Source organism: Pedomonas sp., from assembly GCF_036515995.1.
Classification (GTDB): domain Bacteria; phylum Pseudomonadota; class Alphaproteobacteria; order Sphingomonadales; family Sphingomonadaceae; genus Pedomonas.
This window is the reverse complement of the sequence record NZ_DATBUP010000079.1, coordinates 1-17922: the sequence shown is the minus strand read 5'-3', so window position 1 is coordinate 17922 and position 17922 is coordinate 1. Positions and strand designations below refer to the sequence as shown.

Below are 17922 nucleotides of genomic sequence, written 5' to 3'. Positions count from 1 at the left end.
TTTGATTGCTGGAACGCGCGAAATCCGTTATGTTACATGTAACGGAGGTCCCATGGCTCAGCCCAATCCGCGAGATACCAGACGCCGCGTCAGCGATTACCGCGCACGGCTGCGCGCCCAAGGCCTGAAGCCCATTCAGATCTGGGTTCCAGACGTGGGCTCGCGCGCTTTTCTTGAACAGGCCCATCTTCAGAGCATCGCGGTTTCCCGGTCCCCGACAGAAGAAGAAGATCAGGCCTTTGTGGATGCTGTCGCTGACTGGGGCGATGCATGAAACGTGGTGCCATCGTCACGGTTGCCGCCAGCGGCTACGCCGGCAAGCCACGCCCCGCAGTCATCATACAAAGCGACGCCTTTGATGCCACGGACTCGGTCACGGTCTGCTTACTGACGAGCACTGCCGTTGACGCTCCGCTCATTCGCCTCCTTGTAGAGCCAGGCCTGACAAATGGCCTGCAACAGCCTTCCTACCTCATGGTGGACAAGATCGTGACCGTGCGCCGCAATCAGATCGCTCAGACCATCGGTGAACTGACTGCACAGGACATGGTTCGGCTTAACCGCGCCATTCTGGTTTTTCTTGGCCTTGCAGGCTGAGATCAGCAGCCGAAGCGCGAAGGAACAGCCATGCGCACGAGACAGAGCATCTGCATTAGGAAGGTCAGCTACCGCTCTGCCGAGGAGGCGCTGGCGGCCATGCAGCGCGCAACCATTCCGCTGCGGCATTACCGCTGCGACCGGTGCCGGCAGTTTCATCTGACCAGCCGCACCAAGGGCAAGCGGGTGCCCCGCCCCGACACAGGAAATGGAAGCGCGGGAGACTGAGCCCCCGCGCCCCGGAAAGCCGATCAGATCGCCGCGACGACGACGATCTCGACGAGGTACTGCGGTGCGGCCAGCTTGGCCTCGATAGTGGCTCGTGCCGGGGTTGCGCCCTGCGGCACCCACTTTTCCCACACCGAGTTCATTTCGCCGAAGGTGGCGATGTCGGAGAGGATGATGGTGGCGGTCAGGATACGCGACTTGTCGGTGCCGGCCTGTGCCAGCAGCGCGTCGATCTGCTCCAGCACGCCTTGGGTCTGTTCAGCAACGCTCGGGCCCTTGTCGCTGATCTGACCGGCAAGGTACGCGATGCCGTTGTGAATGACGGCCTGGCTCATGCGCGGGCCGGTCTCGATGCGAGTAATGTCGGACATGACAATTCCTTCGATATGTCTGTTTGGCGATGTGTGTTGGGCCAGTGTCTGGTCACCCAAGCGCATGGCGGGTTACGGCCGCGCAATCAAGAGGGATGCCGGGCAGAAACAACGGTCAATGCGCGCATCGTCACAGAACAGCCTCGACCCGCATCCCGAGTCTGGCGTTCTTCCGTCTGAGCGGCTATGAGCGTCCCCAAATTGTCCTGCCCTATGGATTGAGAGACTGCATGTCTGTGTCCCCAGCCATCACGCCCCAAGTTGTTGCCGAACACGGCCTGACGAACGAGGAATACGAGGTCATCCTCAAGAGCCTCGGCCGCGAGCCGAATCTGACCGAACTTGGCATCTTCTCCGTCATGTGGTCGGAGCACTGCTCCTACAAGTCGAGCCGTGTCCACCTGAAGAAGCTGCCGACCAAGGCACCGTGGGTCATTCAGGGTCCGGGCGAGAACGCTGGCGTCATCGACATCGGTGACGGCTGGGCCGCCATCTTCAAGATGGAGAGCCACAACCACCCGTCGTACATCGAGCCCTATCAGGGCGCGGCCACCGGCGTCGGCGGCATTCTGCGCGACGTGTTCACCATGGGCGCGCGTCCCGTCGCCAACATGAACGCGCTGCGCTTCGGCGAGCCGACGCACCCGAAGATGCGCCACCTGATCTCGGGCGTGGTCTCGGGCATCGGCGGCTACGGCAACTGCGTCGGCGTGCCGACCGTGGGCGGCGAGGTGAACTTCCACCCGTCCTACAACGGCAACATCCTGGTCAATGCCATGACCGTGGGTCTGGCCCGCACCGACAAGATCTTCTACTCGGCCGCCGCCGGCCTCGGGAACCCGGTCGTTTACGTCGGCTCCAAGACCGGCCGCGACGGCATCCACGGCGCGACCATGGCCTCTGCCGAGTTCACCGAGGACTCCGAGGAAAAGCGCCCGACCGTGCAGGTGGGCGATCCGTTCACCGAGAAGCTGCTCATCGAGGCCTGCCTCGAACTGATGGCCTCTGACGCCATTGTGGCCATTCAGGACATGGGCGCGGCGGGTCTCACCTCCTCGTCCGTCGAGATGGCGTCCAAGGGCGGCGTCGGCATCGAGCTGGATCTGGACAAGGTGCCGTGCCGCGAAGAAGGCATGGTGCCCTACGAAATGATGCTCTCCGAGTCCCAGGAGCGCATGCTGATGATCCTGAAGCCGGGCCGCGAGGCCGAGGCCGAGAAGATATTCCACAAGTGGGGCCTGGACTTCGCCGTCATCGGCACCATCACCGACACCGAGCGCCTGGTGCTGAAGTTCAAGGGCGAAGTGGCCTGCGACATTCCGCTGGGTCCGCTGGGCGACAACGCCCCGGCTTACGAGCGCCCGTACGTGCCGACCCCGAAACCGGCCGAGCTGTCCGCCAGCGCCGTTCCTGCTCCGAACGACTACGGTCAGGCCCTGCTGAAGCTGATCGGCTCGCCCGACATGGCTTCGCGCCGCTGGATCTGGGAACAGTATGACCACATGGTCATGGCCAACACCATCCAGCGCCCGGGTGGCGACGCCGCCGTCGTGCGCATCAACGACAGCAAGAAGGCGCTGGCCATCTCCACCGACTGTACCCCGCGCTACTGCTTCGCGGACCCGGTCGAAGGCGGCAAGCAGGCGGTGGCCGAAGTGTGGCGCAACATCACCGCCGTCGGAGCCAAGCCGCTGGCAATTACCGACTGCATGAACTTCGGCAACCCGCAGCGCCCGGAAATCATGGGCCAGTTCGTCGGCTGCATCGAGGGCATGGCGGAAGCCTGCACCACGCTCGAGTTCCCGGTCGTCTCCGGCAACGTGTCGCTCTACAACGAGACCAACGGCTCCGGCATCCTGCCGACCCCGGCCATCGGCGGCGTCGGCCTCCTGGAAAACTATGACGTCATGGCCACCGTCGCCTTCAAGGCCGAGGGCGAGACCATTGTCGTATTGGGCGAGACCAGGGGCCACCTGGGCCAGTCGCTGTTCCTGCGCGAGATCCTCGGCCGTGAGGAAGGCGCACCGCCGCCGGTCGACCTGAGCGCCGAGCGCAAGACCGGTGACTTCGTCCGCAGCCAGATCCACGCCAAGGCTTTCACCGCCGTGCATGACTGCGCGGACGGCGGCCTCGTCAGCGCCGTCGTCGAGATGGCTCTGGCCGGCAAGATCGGCGCGGAGCTGACCGTTCCGGCAGGCGTGGAAGCCCACGCATGGCTGTTCGGCGAGGATCAGGGCCGCTACGTCGTCACCACCCGCGACGCTGACGCCCTGCTGGCAGCCGCTTCGGCCGCCGGTGTGGCCGCAACCGTGATCGGCACGACCAAGGGCGACCACGTGGCCGCCAATGGTCTGTTCAACGTTGCGATCGCCGACCTGCGTCAGGCCCACGAAGAGTGGCTGCCGTCGCTGATGGCGAGCTGAGATCGCCTGAACGGCGATTGAGATCAAAAGGGGTGTCGGAGGGGATCTTCCGACACCCTTTTTATTGCACCATGAGGCACGCCAGCTTTACATAATTAAGAATGGCTCTAGATAGCTTTTAAACGCTCTATAAGAGGTTTTTACCTATCCCGGCTACATGGGTAGCGGGCACCCCGGGATTCGCGCTGCAATACCCCTTCTCGCTCCAATATCGGGCATTCGAGAGGACGACCTTGTGCCCGCCTGCGCCCTGCCCGCCTGACCGACCATTTTAATTCATCTATTTCATGAAAGGCTTGCCCCGCGCCGCGCAGCGATCCGGCGTTCCCGGCGTTTGAATGGCTGATCCATTCATTATCCGGGAGGCTGCCCATGAAGATACTGTATGAAGCCAAGGCCACGGCAACCGGCGGCAGAGCGGGCCACACCGAAACCGAAGACGGCACGCTGAGCCTTGACCTGTCCATCCCCGAGGGGCTGGGAGGCCCCGGCGGCAGCGGAGCCAATCCGGAGCAGCTGTTCGCCGCAGGCTATGCCGCCTGCTTTCTCAGCGCCGTGAAGGCCGCCGCACCGAAGCAGAAAGTCGAAATTCCCGAGGACGCCAAGGTCACCTCCGTCGTCGGCATCGGCCGGCGAGATGATGGGGTCGGCTTCAAGCTCTGCGTCCGCCTGACCGTGGAGCTGCCCGGCGTCGAGCGTGAGCAGGCAGAGGAAGTCGTACGACAGGCCCACGAGATCTGCCCTTATTCCCACGCCATCAAGAACAACGTCGATGTTGATCTGGGCGTGGTTTGACACGCCCGCAAACTCCATTGCACAGTCCAGTTGCTCATTGCGAGCGCCGTGCGACACGCGCCTGAGGCGGTCGCACGCGCCCTGTGACGGGTGGTTTTATCGAGGGGGAGGAAGCCATGCCGCAGTCATCCAGCATCAACCGTCGCATCATTCTGGCCAAGCGCCCGAGCGGCGCGCCGACGGACGAGAACTTCCAAATCGAGGAAGCGCCGGTGCCCGAGCCGGGCGAAGGTCAGGTCCTGCTGCGGACGCTCTACCTGTCGCTCGATCCGTACATGCGCGGGCGGATGGATGAAGGCCCGTCGTATGCCGAGCCGGTACCGGTGGGCGGGGTCATGGTCGGCGGCACGGTGAGCCGGGTCGAGAAATCCCGCCACAGCGGCTTCACGGAAGGCGATCTGGTCCTCGCCTACCCCGGCTGGCAGGACTATGCGCTTTCTGACGGAAAGGAGCTGATCAAGCTCGACCCCACCATGGAGCAGCCGGCCTACGCGCTTGGCGTGATGGGAATGCCCGGCATGACCGCCTACTTTGGCCTGCTGGACATCGGCAAACCCCAGCCGGGCGAGACGGTGGCCGTGGCCGCCGCCACCGGGGCGGTCGGCTCGGTGGTTGGCCAGATCGCCAAGCTGAAGGGGTGCCGCGTCGTCGGTATCGCGGGCGGACCGGAGAAGTGCCGCTATGCCGTCGAGGAACTGGGCTTTGATGTCTGCGTCGATCACCGCGACGAGGACTTCAAGCACAAGCTGGCCGAGGCCTGCCCGGACGGTATCGACGTTTATTTCGAGAACGTGGGCGGCAAGGTGTTCGAGGCTGTCCTGCCCCGGCTCAACCCCGGCGCCCGCATTCCGCTGTGCGGGCTCATCGCCCAGTACAACATGACCCATCTGCCGCCGGGGCCGGATCGCATGCCCCAGCTGCTCACCACCATCCTCATCCGCCGCCTGAAGATTCAGGGCTTCATCATCAATCTGGATTACGGCCACCGCGCGCCGGAATTCCTGGCGGACATGACCCTCTGGCTGCATGAGGGGCGCATCCGTCATCGGCAGGACGTGGTTGACGGGCTGGAGAACGCCCCTTCCGCCTTCCGCGGCCTTCTGGAAGGCAAGAACTTCGGCAAGCTGGTGGTCAGGGTGGCGGAGGACTGAACGCCCTCCGCAAGCACCTTGTCAGAAGCTGCGGCCGTCCACGGCGTGGGCCTTGAGCGCCCTCGGGTCCACGTCCTCCAGACAGTTGATGTTCACCGCCACGATCGGCGTACCGTCCGGCATCTGGCCGTAGGCAAAGCTCTCCACCCCGCAGGTGGAGCAGAACAAGTGCTGGATCTTCTTCGAGTTGAAGCGGTACTCGGTCAGGTTTTCCGCGCCCGACTTCAACTCGAACTTCTCGCGCGGAGCAAAGGTCAGCACGAACCCCATCGGCTTGCAGCGCGAACAGTTGCAGGTGATGGCCTGATCAAGGTTGGCCTCAACCTCGTAGGCGACCGCGCCGCACTGGCATCCGCCACGGAAACGTTGCATCTGAAATCCCCTGTTGTGCCTCCCCGCGAACCGGGAAGTATTGCCGCATCCTAACCGGAGACAAGGTGGCAAAGAAAGAGCGCTCGCGGCTCTGCAGGTTGCGGACGTCCGCCGGACCGCAGGGCATTTCCTGCAGCACGAGGCGAAAGGCGAAAAGCCGGAGGTTCAGCCCAGCTTCACGCGGTAGAGGGTCGCGCCGTCCGGCTGCTCCGTCACGCTTTCAAGCGTCCAGCCCTTCTGGGCGCAGAAGGCCGGCACATCCGTGCGCGCCGCCGGGTCGGTCGCCAGCAGCTCGATGACGCCGCCGCCCACTTCCTCCGCCAGACGACGCAGGCGCAGCACCGGCAATGGGCAGCGCATCCCCCGCGCGTCAACGCGGTGTGCTTGCTTCTCATGCGTGTTTTCAGCCTGCGGCACTCGAACCCTGCCCGAACTCTGGTCTCGACGCCCCTGCTCTAGCACGAAACCGCCAGAGCAGGGAACCTGCAGCCGGAAACGGCGGAATTCCTGCCACACTTGCGGTTGCAGATGAGGCGGCATGTCGCCGGTCGCGCATATGAGCGCCCCCAGCCCGATCCATGGCTTTTGCCTGTACAAAAAGGCCAGTCGGAACGTTTGGCACAGAGAGTTTCTCTACATGTCGAAAGTTCTGAAAATATGCGGAGCTATAGTGAGTTGAAGCTATAGCCTGCGGGCACAACCATCGCTATGGTAAAGAGATTGCTGCATTTCTTACAGCTGCTCTTCATGTGTGGGAGTTCGTTTATGAAGCGTGTTATTGTCCAGATTGATGGCGGCCATCTGCGTGCCCAGGCCCGTCGTGATGGCCTTGATTACACGGTCGACTTTATTGAAGACTTTGCCCATGCCCTGCTGGAAAAGCAGGAAGAACTGGTGCGGGTCTTCTATTACGACTGTCGTCCCTACCAGGGCGAGACCCAGCTTCCGGTTTCGGGCGAGGCCTACCATTTCAAGTCCGGCGGTGGCTGGCTCGATGAACTGGCCGGCCGCGACTACATGTGCGTGCGCACCGGCATGCTCAAGTTCCGTGGCTGGAAGCCCAAGATGCTGCCCATGCCCTCCGGCAATCTGACCGACCAGCATTTCCGCCCTGACTTCGAGCAGAAGGGCATCGACCTGCGCCTTGGGCTCGATCTGGCGAACATGATCGAGAAGCGCGCCGCGGACCGGGTGGTGCTGGTGGCTGCCGACACGGATCTCATTCCGGCCATGTCGCTGGCGCGCACCTCTCCGGTGCAGCTGATCGGCGTCGATTTCCCCAACTCTCCGCTGCACGGCGAGATCCTCTCCCACTTCGACGTCATGCGCGAAGTGGAATGGCCCAAGCCCGAACCGCGCGACTAACCTTCAAGGCTTTGAGCTTGCAGGAGGGGCTGACCCCTCCTGCAATAACCCGGCTCGTCTTGCCTCAGCGGCCCCGGAACGCGGCCTCGCGCTTTTCCCGGAAGCTCTGCACGCCCTCGGCAAAGTCCTCGGTTGCGGCCAGACGGGCCGAAACCGCACCGAACTCGGCCACGCATGCCGTCTCGCCCTGCGTGGCGTAAGTCACCGCGTTGGCCCGCAAGGCCTGCACCGCCAGCGGCGCCTGCGCTGCGATGACCTCGGCGAGGGCGATGGCCCGGTTCAGCTCGAACCCCGGCGGCACGATCTCCTGGATGATGCCGATCCGGTGGCCTTCGTCCGCACCGAACTCCTCTCCCGTCAGCAGCCAGCGCATGGCATTGCCCCAGCCGCCGCGCTCGATGAAGCGGTAGGTTGCCCCGCCCACCGGCATCAGGCCCCGGCGCGGCTCCAGCATGGCGAGGCGCACGTCTGTTGCGGCAACGATGATGTCCGCCGCCAGCACCAGCTCCAGCCCCGCCGTGTAGGTAATGCCCTTGATGGCCGCCACCAGCGGCTTCTTCCGCCACGGCGCGCGGCGGGCAAAGATATCCACCCTCTCCGGCGGACCGGCGACAAAATCCTCCCCCTTGGCGAACAGCCCGGCAAAGCGAGGCAGGTCGAGCCCGGCGCAGAAGTCGGGTCCGTGGGCGAACAGCACGCCCGCACGCAGGTCAGCGTCTTCATCCAGCCGCTGATACGCTTCCGTCAACGCCGCCAACATTTCCGGCGTCAGCCCGTTCCGCTTGGCGGGACGGTTGATGCCGATAAGCAAAATCTTTCCGACGGTTTCAATCGTGACCGTTCCGGCACTCGACTCATGTGTCATGGGTTGCTTTCTCCCCCGTTGCCGGCCTGTTTGTGGCCTCTCGAGCAACTTTTGAGCAGGGCGTGTGCCCTGCGGTTAAGAAAGTGCGAGCAACAAAGAACGTGGAGCCGCGATCTGTTGCAGACAGATCGAAACGGGTCCTGGAACCGCCCGTCTTGCTGCGGGCTCAGGTCATCAAGTGTATACCCTCGCTCGGCCACGTACAGGCCTTGCGTAAACCTTTTCTTCACCACAATCGGGGAGGGTATGCCCGAGGAGTTCTGCCGGTCATGACCAGCGCCACCAATATTTCGGCCCAAGCCCTCTCTGCCCCGCAGCTGTCGCCCGAGACTCGGGCCGCGCTCGTCTGGTCGGACATGCGGCAGGAAATGCTGCGCCAGCTCTGGCAGGCAGCTCTGGGCGATGCCGAGAACAGCGCGGCCCTCACCGGCAGCAGCGCAGGCTTTTCAGCGCAGATGCTGGGCGTTGATCCCTCCATCCTGCTTGCCCTGCAAGGGGCCGGGCCCGCGCCGGAAGGGCTGGAAAGCGCAGCGCCCGCCGTCTCGCGCGGCGGCATCACCCCGCTCGATTTCAACGATGGCGCGCCGCTGGAGCTGAAGGATAACGCGGTCTACCAGCCGTTCCTGGAGAGTGCCGGGGCCCGCACCGGGCTGCCTCCGGCCATGCTCGCCTCGATCATCAGCGCAGAGGCCGCCACCCGCAACGGCATGTGGGACCCCAACAGCCGCAACCCGCGCTCCACAGCCGCAGGGCTGACCCAGTTCCTTGCCTCCACCTGGGAGAGCGAGACCGAGCGCCCCGGTACATACCTGAACGGCGTTGCTCACGAGCGCGGCTGGCTGGATTCGAAGGGTCAGGTGCGCCCCGCCGCCCGCGAGGACTTGCTGGCGCTGCGCTTTGATCCACGCGCCTCCATCGAGGCGGCGGCGGACTATGCCCACGCCAACCTGCGCGCGCTGGAAAAGCGGGGACTGGTGCATGACGGCCTGTCATCCGGCGAACTGGCGAAGCGGGCCTACCTTGCCCATCACCTCGGCGTTGGCGATGCCACGCGCTTCCTGACCGGAGGCCTTGCGCCGTCCCGCGCCCGGGTACTGCTCGCCTCCCAGATCGGCGGCAGCGCGGCGGCTTCCCAGATTAATGCCGCCGGCAACGCCACTGACGCGCACCGGCAATGGTTGACCGCCTACGTGGACCGGAAGATCCGCGTCGAGGATCACCAGCGCCGCACGATCACGGTTTGAGCGCTGCTGCTTGCAGGGAGTCGCTCAGCGGACCTCGCGGAGCTTCAGGCCATAGTTCCGGTAGAGATAGGCTGACAGCAGAGAGCGGAAGACGCGCCGCTTGCCGCGCTGCCCCCGCACGATGAACAGCCCTTCCGGGTGGCGGTAGATCTCCGGCAGAACTTCCTGCGCTTCCTCCACCAGCTGGTCCTTGTCCTCACTGGTGAAGCCCATCACCTGTGACGGGCGCAGGTTGAACCAGATCACCAGCGGCAGCGCGAGCAGCAGCGTCAGCAGCACGGAGGCCATCAGGCCGTAATCCCAGGTCTCCTCCGCTGGCAGGGTTGCGGCGGCAACCGTTTTGACGGCACGCTTCTTCACTTCTGCCATGGATGTGGAAGCTCTGCTCCGCGCCTCACCCGCCAGATAGTTCTCCGCCCGCATTCCCCACACTGCCGTCACGGGCCCGTCCTGCGGGTCGATCGGGTGAATGGTGCCGTCACCGCCCGCCACGCGCACGCCCTGCTGGGTACTGATCGTCATGGCGTATGTGGGATGCTCGGCGCACTTGACCTTGAGGATGTGGGTATCGCCCTGCGCCGGCAGGATCTGGTAATCCCGAACGGCCACGCATTCGTGTCCGGCCTTGAGGACCGACCGCTCCAGCAGCGGCGCGACGACATCGGACGACTGCTTCTGGGTGACGGCAACATACAGGTCCGCCGCGAGAGACGGCAGTGTCTCCTTCGCAGCCCGAGGTTCAGCCCAAGCACCGGCACTGGCCGGTAAAACGACCGCCGCTGCGAGGGCCAGCAAGGCCCGGCTCAACGTTGCGCCTATGCCCATTGGTGCATCTTTTAGTCTCCCCCCAACCCATACTAGGCAACTTTAATTCAAACGTCAGCGCAAAATCGGTGCGGACGTTTTTTGAATGTATGAGGCAGCCACGTCCCTGTATCCCCCATAGATCCTAATCTTTAAACTGTAGAAATGAAGACCTGTCGGCCAAATTGACAACGTCTTGCCAGCTGTCACAGCCAAGCTGTTGATTCCCCACGGTGGCACAGTTCTTGCTGATCTGCGCCTGCCTCACAGCCGAGGGAGAGCGCGATGCTGGGCAGGATGCTGGGTGTTGTTGCGTATGTACTGGTTGCCGCCACGCTGGCTCAGGCCGAGCCCGTTCTCATCATCAACGGGCGCAGTGCACTGAGCGAATCGCCCTTCGTGACGGATTCGGTCACGGCGCAGCTGTCAGCCTATCACCTGCTTGCCGGAAATACGGTGACCGTTGCCGACGCCGTTCCCGGAGACATTTCAGGCTACAGCCAGGTATGGGACGTGCGCTACAGCACCGCCATCAACGGGGCGGAGCAGAGCCTTTACCTGTCCTATCTCGCCGCCGGCGGCGAGATGGTGGTGGTGGGTGAGAACAGTTTCTACACCACGCGCAATACCAGCGTCCTAGCCTTTATCTCGGCTGCGGGCGGCGGAACGCTGGCATTTGTTGAACCCGATAGCGTCCAGTCCGTGCGCCCACCGTTCACAGGGCCGGATTCGGTTCTGAACATCGGATTTCAGGCACCAGGCGGGGTTACCGAGTTCGGCACGGGAGACTGGATTACCCGCACTGCCGACGGGACCGGCGGCAGCGGCGTCGTCTGGTCGCCGGGCGATCTGGTCAACGCGCTGGATGGAACGCTGCTTGCCCTGTTCGATGTTGATTTCCTCGCCGGCTACGCCGGTGCGCGCGAGCAGTCGCTGGCCCGGAACCTGGTGAGCTTCCTGTCCGGCGAGGCGCAGGAAGTGCCCGAACCGGCAACCATCGGCCTGTTCGGCCTCGGGCTTTGCGGACTTGGTCTGGCCTGGCAGAAACGAAGAACGGCGGGATCGTCGAGGACAGGATCGTGAGGGCAGATGCAGGAGGGCGCACCCTCCTGCTGCAAGCCTCTAATGGAAATCCCGTGACTTGGGGATGACCCGCACCTGACGCGGATGGCGACCCTGTCCACGTTGGGAATAGTCACGCCGGGAATAGTCGCGCTCGGAGTAGTCTCGCTCGGAGTAATCGCGCCCGGAGTAATCGCTCTGGCCGGACAAGGTGCCGGTCCGGGCTTCCCCTTCCGCCGCCGGCGCAAGACCGTCCGCGAGCAACGCCAGATCCCCGCTCTGGTCCACAATGCGCACGGCAACCAGATGCACCACGGGCACGGCTGGCTTGGCACCGCCGGGCGTTGCCTCCAGCCGCTGCACCCGGCCCTCGATGCGCACCAGACGCCCGCCCATGACAGCGGCGCGGTACTTCTCGAAGATGCTGGGCCAGAACACGATGTTGGCGATGCCGGTCTCGTCCTCCACGGTCATGAACACCACGCCGCTGGCGCTGCCGGGACGCTGACGCACCAGCACCACGCCCGCCACGCTGGCCCGGGTGCCATCCTTCATCGACTGCAAGGAGGCGCACGTTGCAACGCCCTGACGGGCATAGCGCGAGCGCAGCAGCTCCATCGGATGCGCTCTCAGCGACAGGCGCAGGGTCTGGTAGTCCGCCACCACCTCTTCGGAAAGGGCTGCATCCGGCAGAGTGACGGATGGCTCCGGCACCACCTCACCCACATGCTCGAACAAAGGCAGCGGCTTGGCCTTGGGGACGGCCCGCACCGCCCAGTGCGCCTGACGCCGGTCATGGCCAAGCGAGCGAAAGGCATCGGCGGCCGCCAGCTTTTCCAGCATCTCGACCGGCAGGCCGGAGCGGCGGCGCAGTTCCTCGATGGTGCGGAACAGCCCCTCGTCGCGCGCGGACATGACCATCTGCCCCGCGCTCTGGCTCAGGCCCTCGATCATGCGCAGGCCGAGTCGCACGGCGTAGCGTTCCTCGCCCGCCGCCTCCAGCGTGCAGTCCCAGCCCGAGCGGTTCACGTCCGGCTCGCGCACCTCGACGTCATGCTCACGCGCATCGCGCACGATCTGGGCCGGGGCATAGAAGCCGAGCGGCTGGGAATTGAGCAGCGCCGCGCAGAACACGTCCGGATAGTGGTACTTCAGCCAGGCCGACGCATAGACCAGCAGCGCGAAGCTTGCCGCGTGGCTTTCGGGGAAGCCATACTCGCCGAAGCCCTTGATCTGCTCGAAGCAGCGCTTGGCGAAAGCCGGATCGTAGCCCCGCGCCGTCATGCGGCTGACCATCATCTCCTCATACTCGTGGATGATGCCGCGGCGGCGGAAGGTGGCCATGGCCTTGCGCAGGCCATTGGCCTCCGCCGGGCTGAACTGCGCCGCCTCCATGGCGATGCGCATGGCCTGCTCCTGAAACAGCGGCACCCCGAGGGTCTTCTTGAGGATGCGCTCCAGCTCGTCCTTCGGACCATGATCCGGGCCGGGCGCAGGATAATCCACCTGCTCCAGCCCGTCGCGGCGGCGCAGATAGGGGTGCACCATGTCGCCCTGAATCGGACCCGGCCGCACGATCGCCACCTGAATGACCAGATCATAGAAGCAGCGCGGCTTGAGACGGGGCAGCATGTTCATCTGCGCCCGGCTTTCCACTTGGAACACGCCCAGCGAATCGGCCCGGCACAGCATGTTGTAAACAGCCTGGTCCTCGCGCGGAATGGTGCCGAGCGTAAGCGCGCGGCCGTGGTGCTTCTCCACCAGATCGAACGCCTTGTGCAGGGCGGTCAGCATGCCCAGCGCCAGCACGTCCACCTTCAGAAGGCCAAGGGCGTTGATGTCATCCTTGTCCCACTCGATGAAGGTGCGCTCTGCCATGGCCGCATTGCCGATGGGCACGGTTTCATCGAGCGGCCCCTTGGTCAGCACGAAACCGCCAACATGTTGCGACAGATGGCGCGGAAAGCCGATCAGTTCATTGGCGAGTCGCAGCGCCTGCATCAGCTTGGCGTCCAGAATCTGGATGCCCGCCTCGCGCAGCCGCTTCTCGTCAATCTCACCTTCCCGGCCTGATCCCCACACCGTGCCTGCCAGCGCGGTAGTGACGTCTTCCGACAGACCCATGGCCTTGCCCACATCGCGAATCGCCGAGCGCGGACGGTAGGAGATCACCGTCGCCGCCAGACCTGCCCGGTGGCGGCCATAGCGCCGGTAGATGTACTGGATGACCTCCTCGCGCCGCTCGTGCTCGAAATCCACGTCGATATCAGGCGGCTCCCGGCGTTCCTCGCTGATGAAGCGTTCGAACAGCAGGTTCACCTCGGTCGGATTGACCGACGTGATGCCGAGGCAGAAGCACACCACCGAGTTGGCGGCCGAGCCCCGCCCCTGGCACAGGATGCCCTCGCCGCGCGCATAGGCGACGATGTCATGCACCGTCAGGAAGTAGGGCGCATACTCCATCCGCTGAATGAGTTCGAGTTCGCGCAGCACCGCCGTGCGCACATGATCGGGCAGCCCGCCCGGGAAACGCTGCGATGCGCCCTCCCACACCAGCGCCTCCAGATGCTGCTGCGGCGTCAGCCCTGCCGGCACCGGCTCGTCCGGATACTCGTAGCGCAGATGGTCGAGGCTGAACTGGCAGTTCGCCACAATCTTCAGGGTATTGGCCAGCGCCTCTTCATGGCCCCGGAACAGGTCGGCCATGATCTCCGGCGTCTTCAGGTGACGCTCCGCATGGGCGGCAAGGCGCATCCCCGCCGCGCTGATGGTCGTCTTCTCTCGGATGCAGGTCAGCACATCCTGAAGCTGGCGGCGCTCTTGCTCGTGATACAGCACGTCATTGCTCGCCACCAGCGGCAGGCCGAGGCCGTCGCCGATCGCCTGCAAGCGGCTCAGCCAGCGGCGATCATCGCCCCGGTACAAGTGCTGTGCCACCAGGTAGAGGCTGTGCGCCGGGCGCAGCATCTGCTTCATCAGCAGAAGCTGCTTGATGAAATCCGCAATGGTGGAGCGATCCCGCCGCCGGGGCGGGATGATGGCGATGACCTGCCCTTCAGCGCGCGCCGCCACATCGGCCAGCGTCAGGTAGCACTCCCCCTTCGGAGCGCGGCGCTTGCCCAGCGTCAGCAGTTGCGACAGCCGTCCATAGGCCGCCCGGTCCGTCGGGTAAACCAGCAGGGACGGTGCGTCAGCCAGATCGAGCCGGCAGCCGATCACCAGCCGCATGCCCAGCTTCTTGGCTTCCATATGCGCTCGCACCACCCCGGCCAGCGTGTTCCGGTCCGTGACGGCAAGCGCCTCCAGCCCCAGCGCCTGCGCATGAGACACCAGTTCCTCAGGGCGGCTTGCGCCCCGCAGAAAGGAGAAGTTGGTCGTTACCTGAAGTTCAGCGTAGCGGCTCATAAGCACCTGTTCGGGATAGATGGGCTCGTTCTGCACGCGTTTCTTTGTTCTCTATTTGTTCCACATTATCACAAGCGTTTTCCCGAACAAAGCGGCATTCATCAGCAACCGATGCACCGGCAACGGTCTGGCGCGCTCAGGCCACGATCAAGCGACGCCCTGAAATGAAACCGGGGGGAGTGGCGACCAAGATGAAGAGAGCAGGCAAGAATTCAGACAGGGGAATAAAAATACGAAGGCCGGCGAGCCATGGACTATGCGGGGGCATGTCCAGGCGCCGGCCGAAACAACTGGAACCGGAGGTAACCCGGCCTTGATCCTAGCGGGTCAATTCCCGCATGAGGTCGGGCAGCAGAGCCGTACGCGTTTCATGGTAGGCCTTGATGGACTGCCGAAGCGTATCAATCTGGCGCGCGTGGAACTGCTGGAACATAGTCTGAAGCTGGCTGACGGCATCTTTCATCAGCCGGCTTTCACACACTCTGACATAATAGAGCCGGTCATTGATGTTACTGACAGACCGGAAGATTTCCGAGTTTCGAGCCTGTTCCGCCACCAGCAGCGTAAACTCGCCAGTTGCGTTGGCTATGCTTTCCTCTCCCTCCCGGTCTCCGGGCCGTACGCCGTTCAGCACAGACGTCAGCGCGCTGATACGAGACGAGTCCGGTTGGGCTGTGGCCTTTTCCGCCTCGCTGAGCGCAAGGCCGAGGTACCACTGGTTCATGTCGTAAAGGTTGCGGATTTCCAATTCCGATGGCTGGCGCGCAAAGAAACCGAGTCCCGGTGCGCCATCGATCAGACGTTCAACGACAAGCCGATTAAGGGCTTCACGAACGGGGGTCGTGCTGACCCCAAGTTCGTCGGCCAGATCGGCGACTTTAAGGTGCATGCCCGGCTGATAGTGATTCCGGAGAATCAGATCCTTGAGGCGCCGGTATGGCGCTTCCGCCGTGCGATGTCCTGCGGAGCTGCGAGGCATGAACATTCCTGCCCTTTCCTTCTGTGCAAGACGTGGATTTAATACCCAGTGAAGAGACTGGGCGCCGTCCTCAAAGCTGCACACACTGGCCCATTGGCAGGCTTCTCTTGTTAGCAACCACCGCCACGAAGGTAACTTTCGTATATTATAGCCTGAGTTGATATACTAATATTAACATCGTAATCGTAAGAATGCACCTACCTGACATAAGGACTGTTTTGGAAAAACCGCACAGTCTGGCCTGGATTCTGCCCGGCGGGTCCCTCTAATCCAGCAAGCCCATGGTCTGGGCACGCAAAACGGCAACCGTCCGGCTGTGAACTTCCAGCTTCCCAAGCAGCTTCTTGATGTGAAAATTCACCGTATTCTCGCTGATGCCCAGAATGGCGGCAATATCGGCAGAGGACTTCCCCTGGGCAATCCAGCGCAAACACTCCCGCTCCCGCCGGGTAATCGGCGGAGACTTGTCAGGCACGACTTCGGGCGGAGCAAACTTCATGTAGGCCAGATGAAACTGTGCAGCCAGCATGTTCAAATGGCCCAGGGTGCCATTGGCCTGCGGATTCGGCTTGCTGCCGGCAAAAGAGATCAGCGCCACCCCGCCCTTCGGGCCATACAGCGGCACACACACGCCATCCAGCAAGCCCGCTGATGTCGCCTCATCAAGCAGCTTTTCCTGCTCGGGGCTCAGCGTCATGAGCCGCCGCAGATCCGCCCAGAAGAACGGCCTGCCAGCCACATGCGCATATTGAAAGACCGGGTCGATCCGATGGTACTCGTTTGCCCGGTAATGCTTTTCCCACGATGCCGGGTAGTTCAGCATGATAGCCGGGCCTGATGCGGCTTCCCGTCCCCATCGCCCGATCCCCTCCAAAGAGGCATAGGCAATGTAATCAAATCCTAGGACGGAAGCTGTCTCAACGAGACGATTGAAAAGTTCGTAAGGCGTCGCCGCCCGGATAGAATGGTCAATAAAATCAACGATGCTCATACCGGCACCACACGGCGCTGAACGGGGGGGCCCCCAGCTGTCCTATTATAAGATGAAGAAAACCATGGAGCGGGCTGGTGCCTGTGTCCGAGCAGATGCGCTGGCTGGAAAGCCGCACAATCCTGAATTCACCGAAGTCGCGCCCGGTTCGGTTGCGCACTTCGACACCTCCCCATCAGCCCGGCACGCCGCAATCAGCGCGTGCAAACCACAGTCAGCAGTTTCAAAAACCAAGTCAGCATTAAGCGAGACGCACCAGAACAACCGGAGACGCACTCTGCCATCCTTCAAAACTAACCGCAACCGATATGACGTATGTATTATTTCTATAGTGTTCGTCGCATCGCTCTGCAGCGCAACGACATATTCAGTACGAAGCAACCCGTGCCGACCTTCTCATTGCCGGTAGCTGCGCAATCAGAGGCCGGACACGGGGCCATCAAGGCCATTAGAAGATCAGATCGAAAATGCCAAAAACGACGAGCAACCCGATCAGGAATACAATCAGCATCGCCCATCCGAGAATTCGAAACATGGTTGTTCTCCGCAGAGTTTCGTTCACAGTCCCTGCTGATCGGCCATCTCGCCGACCGCACCTTATCGCAACGGATACGCAACCGGCTGAGTTCCGCCCGGGTAGGACACCTGCATATCCCTCTGCATGCTGAGAAAAAGAAAAGGCTCCCTTGGACTGCAACCCTGCTGCAGCCCAAGGGAGCCGGACATCGTAAGCAGTTAGGTGTCGGGCGGCTATTCAGCCGCTGTCGCAAGAAACGGAGAGCACACCGAGTCGAATCCCAGCACGTGCGCCACCCGGCCAAGGCCCATCCAGGAAGCCACACAGTGTGCCAGATCAACAATCTCGCCATCACTGAACCGGGTCTTCATCCGCTCCCAGAAATTATGGTCTGCGGACAGAACCTTCGGCTCGAGCGCAAACCGCTCCGCGAACTCAAGCACCAGCCGCTCCCGGTCGCTGAACACATCTGAACTGCGCCAGTTCTTGACGGCCTGATAGAACGTTTCATCCGGAGCCGGACCGTTGCCGATCACGGTCTGATCCGGGCGAATGCCGAGCCCAGATACGACCGACTGAACATCCCGTGCCGCCCGGAACTTCTGGCAGATCTGGCAGCCATTGATATCCGCGATCAGCGAACGGCCAGCCTCGAATTCTCGCAGGCTTAGCTTAGAATAGGTATAGACCGCCTGCGAAAAGCCGGCAGCCTTGGCCATGATTTCCTGTGCGTGGGTCTGCGCTGCATAGGCA

The 17922-nt window shown here is 63.1% G+C and carries 18 protein-coding genes; 9 read left to right on the top strand and 9 right to left on the bottom strand.

What is annotated here, in order from left to right:
- The first annotated feature begins 52 nt into the window (after nt 1-52).
- Genes VIG90_RS06405 through VIG90_RS06395 form a run of 3 tightly spaced genes read left to right on the top strand, consistent with a single transcriptional unit; the run spans nt 53 to nt 825 of the window.
- Nucleotides 53-274, top strand: coding sequence for an antitoxin MazE family protein (locus VIG90_RS06405; RefSeq protein WP_331592652.1), 222 nt, complete (start codon nt 53-55; stop codon nt 272-274).
- Nucleotides 271-597, top strand: coding sequence for a type II toxin-antitoxin system PemK/MazF family toxin (locus VIG90_RS06400; protein ID WP_331592651.1), 327 nt, complete (start codon nt 271-273; stop codon nt 595-597). The genes VIG90_RS06405 and VIG90_RS06400 overlap by 4 nt, the downstream gene beginning before the upstream one ends.
- 30 nt (nt 598-627) lie before the next feature.
- Nucleotides 628-825 carry a hypothetical protein gene (locus tag VIG90_RS06395; RefSeq protein WP_331592650.1) on the top strand — a complete coding sequence of 66 codons (198 nt, stop codon included), beginning with the start codon at nt 628-630 and terminating at the stop codon, nt 823-825.
- 23 nt (nt 826-848) lie between these two features.
- Here VIG90_RS06395 and VIG90_RS06390 read toward each other — a convergent pair whose 3' ends face one another.
- Nucleotides 849-1196, bottom strand: coding sequence for a RidA family protein (locus VIG90_RS06390; protein WP_331592648.1), 348 nt, complete (start codon nt 1194-1196; stop codon nt 849-851).
- A 230-nt stretch (nt 1197-1426) separates the two neighbouring features.
- Between VIG90_RS06390 and purL the strand changes: the two genes are divergently transcribed.
- From purL to VIG90_RS06375, 3 genes are all read left to right on the top strand, one after another.
- Nucleotides 1427-3619, top strand: coding sequence for a phosphoribosylformylglycinamidine synthase subunit PurL (gene purL / locus VIG90_RS06385; RefSeq protein WP_331592647.1), 2193 nt, complete (start codon nt 1427-1429; stop codon nt 3617-3619).
- Nucleotides 3620-3991: 372 nt separating this feature from the next.
- Nucleotides 3992-4414, top strand: a complete 423-nt coding sequence (locus VIG90_RS06380) for an organic hydroperoxide resistance protein (RefSeq protein WP_331592646.1) — start codon at nt 3992-3994, stop codon at nt 4412-4414.
- Nucleotides 4415-4530: 116 nt separating this feature from the next.
- Nucleotides 4531-5565 (top strand): NADP-dependent oxidoreductase, encoded by a 1035-nt coding sequence (locus tag VIG90_RS06375; RefSeq protein WP_331592645.1) that lies wholly within the window; start codon nt 4531-4533, stop codon nt 5563-5565.
- 21 nt (nt 5566-5586) lie between these two features.
- Here VIG90_RS06375 and VIG90_RS06370 read toward each other — a convergent pair whose 3' ends face one another.
- Nucleotides 5587-5937: a GFA family protein gene (locus VIG90_RS06370; protein ID WP_331592644.1), complete on the bottom strand. Its 351-nt coding sequence runs from the start codon at nt 5935-5937 to the stop codon at nt 5587-5589.
- Between the two features lie 165 nt (nt 5938-6102).
- Entirely contained in the window at nt 6103-6354 is a 252-nt protein-coding gene (locus tag VIG90_RS06365; RefSeq protein WP_331592643.1) for a sulfurtransferase TusA family protein, read from the bottom strand.
- Between the two features lie 348 nt (nt 6355-6702).
- On the opposite strand from VIG90_RS06365, the gene VIG90_RS06360 reads away from it, so the two are divergent.
- On the top strand, nt 6703-7302 hold the full coding sequence (locus VIG90_RS06360) for an NYN domain-containing protein (protein ID WP_331592642.1): 600 nt from the start codon (nt 6703-6705) through the stop codon (nt 7300-7302).
- 64 nt (nt 7303-7366) lie between these two features.
- Here VIG90_RS06360 and VIG90_RS06355 read toward each other — a convergent pair whose 3' ends face one another.
- Entirely contained in the window at nt 7367-8167 is an 801-nt protein-coding gene (locus VIG90_RS06355) for a crotonase/enoyl-CoA hydratase family protein (protein ID WP_331592641.1), read from the bottom strand.
- 269 nt (nt 8168-8436) lie between these two features.
- Here VIG90_RS06355 and VIG90_RS06350 point away from each other — a divergent pair, with 269 nt between their 5' ends.
- Nucleotides 8437-9411 carry a peptidoglycan-binding protein gene (locus VIG90_RS06350; RefSeq protein ID WP_331592640.1) on the top strand — a complete coding sequence of 325 codons (975 nt, stop codon included), beginning with the start codon at nt 8437-8439 and terminating at the stop codon, nt 9409-9411.
- A gap of 24 nt (nt 9412-9435) precedes the next feature.
- Here the strand turns inward: VIG90_RS06350 and VIG90_RS06345 are convergent, their stop codons facing one another.
- A complete protein-coding gene (locus VIG90_RS06345) occupies nt 9436-10236 on the bottom strand; it encodes a hypothetical protein (protein WP_331592639.1) in 801 nt (266 codons plus the stop codon).
- 264 nt (nt 10237-10500) lie between these two features.
- Here VIG90_RS06345 and VIG90_RS06340 point away from each other — a divergent pair, with 264 nt between their 5' ends.
- Nucleotides 10501-11298, top strand: coding sequence for a PEP-CTERM sorting domain-containing protein (locus VIG90_RS06340; RefSeq protein ID WP_331592638.1), 798 nt, complete (start codon nt 10501-10503; stop codon nt 11296-11298).
- 39 nt (nt 11299-11337) lie between these two features.
- Here VIG90_RS06340 and VIG90_RS06335 read toward each other — a convergent pair whose 3' ends face one another.
- From VIG90_RS06335 to VIG90_RS06320, 4 genes are all read right to left on the bottom strand, one after another.
- On the bottom strand, nt 11338-14682 hold the full coding sequence (locus VIG90_RS06335) for an error-prone DNA polymerase (protein WP_331592637.1): 3345 nt from the start codon (nt 14680-14682) through the stop codon (nt 11338-11340).
- Between the two features lie 319 nt (nt 14683-15001).
- Nucleotides 15002-15667 (bottom strand): GntR family transcriptional regulator, encoded by a 666-nt coding sequence (locus VIG90_RS06330; RefSeq protein WP_331592636.1) that lies wholly within the window; start codon nt 15665-15667, stop codon nt 15002-15004.
- A gap of 259 nt (nt 15668-15926) precedes the next feature.
- A complete protein-coding gene (locus VIG90_RS06325; RefSeq protein WP_331592635.1) occupies nt 15927-16652 on the bottom strand; it encodes a LuxR family transcriptional regulator in 726 nt (241 codons plus the stop codon).
- A 750-nt stretch (nt 16653-17402) separates the two neighbouring features.
- Nucleotides 17403-17922: carboxymuconolactone decarboxylase family protein (locus tag VIG90_RS06320; RefSeq protein ID WP_331592634.1), on the bottom strand; the 520-nt coding region annotated here is incomplete at its 5' end.

Bases quoted from the DNA above. Each gene is read 5' to 3' on its own strand.
- VIG90_RS06405 (WP_331592652.1), top strand. From the start codon at position 53: ATGGCTCAGCCCAATCCGCGAGATACCAGACGCCGCGTCAGCGATTAC.
- VIG90_RS06400 (WP_331592651.1), top strand. From the start codon at position 271: ATGAAACGTGGTGCCATCGTCACGGTTGCCGCCAGCGGCTACGCCGGC.
- VIG90_RS06395 (WP_331592650.1), top strand. From the start codon at position 628: ATGCGCACGAGACAGAGCATCTGCATTAGGAAGGTCAGCTACCGCTCT.
- VIG90_RS06390 (WP_331592648.1), bottom strand. From the start codon at position 1,196: ATGTCCGACATTACTCGCATCGAGACCGGCCCGCGCATGAGCCAGGCC.
- purL (WP_331592647.1), top strand. From the start codon at position 1,427: ATGTCTGTGTCCCCAGCCATCACGCCCCAAGTTGTTGCCGAACACGGC.
- VIG90_RS06380 (WP_331592646.1), top strand. From the start codon at position 3,992: ATGAAGATACTGTATGAAGCCAAGGCCACGGCAACCGGCGGCAGAGCG.
- VIG90_RS06375 (WP_331592645.1), top strand. From the start codon at position 4,531: ATGCCGCAGTCATCCAGCATCAACCGTCGCATCATTCTGGCCAAGCGC.
- VIG90_RS06370 (WP_331592644.1), bottom strand. From the start codon at position 5,937: ATGCAACGTTTCCGTGGCGGATGCCAGTGCGGCGCGGTCGCCTACGAG.
- VIG90_RS06360 (WP_331592642.1), top strand. From the start codon at position 6,703: ATGAAGCGTGTTATTGTCCAGATTGATGGCGGCCATCTGCGTGCCCAG.
- VIG90_RS06355 (WP_331592641.1), bottom strand. From the start codon at position 8,167: ATGACACATGAGTCGAGTGCCGGAACGGTCACGATTGAAACCGTCGGA.
- VIG90_RS06350 (WP_331592640.1), top strand. From the start codon at position 8,437: ATGACCAGCGCCACCAATATTTCGGCCCAAGCCCTCTCTGCCCCGCAG.
- VIG90_RS06345 (WP_331592639.1), bottom strand. From the start codon at position 10,236: ATGGGCATAGGCGCAACGTTGAGCCGGGCCTTGCTGGCCCTCGCAGCG.
- VIG90_RS06340 (WP_331592638.1), top strand. From the start codon at position 10,501: ATGCTGGGCAGGATGCTGGGTGTTGTTGCGTATGTACTGGTTGCCGCC.
- VIG90_RS06335 (WP_331592637.1), bottom strand. From the start codon at position 14,682: ATGAGCCGCTACGCTGAACTTCAGGTAACGACCAACTTCTCCTTTCTG.
- VIG90_RS06330 (WP_331592636.1), bottom strand. From the start codon at position 15,667: ATGTTCATGCCTCGCAGCTCCGCAGGACATCGCACGGCGGAAGCGCCA.
- VIG90_RS06325 (WP_331592635.1), bottom strand. From the start codon at position 16,652: ATGAGCATCGTTGATTTTATTGACCATTCTATCCGGGCGGCGACGCCT.